A 2,208-nucleotide genomic window follows, 5' to 3' on the forward strand; every position below is an offset into this window, starting at 1 on the left:
GGACTGAAACTGCGCTTGGAATAATACCAGGCGGTGGAGGTACTCAGCGGTTGCCGCGGATTGTCGGAATGGCGACTGCGAAAGAACTGATTTATACGGCAAGGAGACTGGACGCTAAAACGGCACATGCCATGCAAATCATCAGCCATATGTACCCGCCTCAACATCTGCTTGAGGAAGCGAAAAACCTGGCTGGAGAAATTGCTGTCAATGCCCCTTTAGCACTAAGAGCGGCAAAAGCTGCCATGAATCAAGGGGCAGATACAGACTTGAAAACTGGATTGCAAATCGAGAAGGACTGCTATCAGACAACACTGCAAACCCGTGACCGACTGGAGGGTCTGTCAGCATTCAAGGAAAAACGCAAACCGGTATTTACGGGTAATTGATTTCAATTGAAGGAGGAACATAGATGGTAACGACGGATAAACTTACAGAAACGGTAGAAACGATAAAAAAAGGCGGCTTAGAAAAATATCATCAAAAAAATGCTGAAAAAGGGAAGCTTTTCGTACGTGATCGGCTACAGCTTCTATTTGACGAAGGAGTTGAAATCGAGGACGCCTTCTTCGCAAATTGTGCGAGTGATGGGCTGCCTGCAGACGGTGTCGTTACAGGCATCGGCAAAATCAACGGACAGAGAGTCTGTGTCATGGCCAATGATTCGACTGTAAAAGCAGGTTCTTGGGGAGCGAGGACTGTAGAGAAAATCATCCGCATTCAGGAAACCGCTGATAAGTTACAATTGCCACTACTATATTTAGTCGATTCAGCCGGTGCCCGCATAACGGATCAAGTCGAAATGTTTCCTGGACGCCGTGGGGCAGGCCGGATCTTTTACAACCAAGTGAAGCTATCTGGAAAAGTGCCTCAAATCTGTCTATTGTTCGGTCCTTCCGCAGCAGGTGGGGCATATATCCCTGCTTTTTGCGATATTGTTGTTATGGTTGATGGAAATGCATCCATGTATTTAGGTTCACCGAGGATGGCCGAAATGGTCATTGGCGAAAAAGTGACCGAAGAGGAAATGGGTGGAGCGAAAATGCATTGTTCCGTTTCAGGATGTGGTGATGTACTCGTTAAATCAGAAGAAGAATCCATTGCCTTTGCTCGCCGATACTTAAGCTATTTTCCAGGAAATTATCAACAAAAGCCGAAAGCTACCAAACCTGAGCTACCTGCTGAATTTGAAAAAACGCTGGAAGAGCTGATTCCAAAAAATCAAAATGCTGCCTTTAATATGTATGACCTAATCGACAGGATTATAGACCGTAATTCATTTTGTGAAATCAAAAAATTATTTGCCCCTGAATTGATTACTGGTCTTGCACGGTTAAATGGCCAAACGATTGGAATTATAGCCAACCAGCCGCGTGTCAAAGGGGGGGTTCTGTTCCATGATTCTGCTGACAAGGCCGCCAAGTTCATCAATTTATGTGATGCTTTCCATATCCCACTTTTGTTCCTAGCGGATATTCCAGGATTTATGATTGGAACTAAGGTCGAACAGGCGGGCATTATTCGCCATGGTGCGAAAATGATATCAGCAATGAGCGAAGCCACGGTTCCCAAAATTTCTGTCGTTGTTCGTAAGGCTTATGGTGCCGGATTATACGCGATGGCAGGTCCTGCTTTTGAACCGGATTGCGTTCTGGCCTTACCAACTGCTTTGATTGCTGTTATGGGTGCGGAGGCAGCGGTTAACGCAGTCTATGCTAACAAAATCAGTGCAATGGATGCAGTAGAACGACCTGCTTTCATTGAGCAGAAGCGAAATGAATATAATGAAGATATTGATATTTACCGCTTAGCCTCAGAGATGATTGTGGATGCTATTATCCAGCCAAATGACCTGCGTGATGAATTGAGCGCTCGGTTTGAAGCGTATAGTAGCAAGCAAATGACATTTACTGAGCGTAAACACGGAGTATATCCCGTATAATAAATAAAATAAACAGCCCGGTCATGTTGATATGATCCCCTTTTAGTAGACAGAAAAAAGAAAGCACACTAATCTGTCTATATATGGAGGGGATTTTTCTATGGGTAATATTAAAAGAACGTTTGATAAAGCGTTCAAAAAGCAGGCCGTTGATTTATACCTTAATGGAGATATGAGTTATCAATCGGTCGCTGATAAATTAGAAATTGATAAAAATCAAGTCCGCCGCTGGGTTAAGTACTTTGAAGATGAAGGCATACTGGGTT

The 2,208-nt window shown here is 44.0% G+C and carries 3 protein-coding genes; all 3 read left to right on the plus strand.

Going from position 1 to position 2,208, the window contains the following annotated elements; genetic code table 11:
* A partial coding sequence (locus AC1DUW_RS26565) for an enoyl-CoA hydratase-related protein (RefSeq protein WP_477643899.1) occupies positions 1-389 on the plus strand: 389 nt, incomplete at its 5' end.
* A gap of 23 nt (positions 390-412) precedes the next feature.
* Complete coding sequence (locus AC1DUW_RS26570; protein ID WP_053345958.1) at positions 413-1,942, plus strand: acyl-CoA carboxylase subunit beta; 1,530 nt, start codon at positions 413-415, stop codon at positions 1,940-1,942.
* Between the two features lie 100 nt (positions 1,943-2,042).
* Positions 2,043-2,208, plus strand: a 166-nt coding sequence (locus AC1DUW_RS26575) for a transposase (RefSeq protein ID WP_477643900.1), incomplete at its 3' end; no start/stop codon positions are given.

The sequence above is a fragment of the Peribacillus sp. P4_C12 genome (assembly GCF_056402095.1).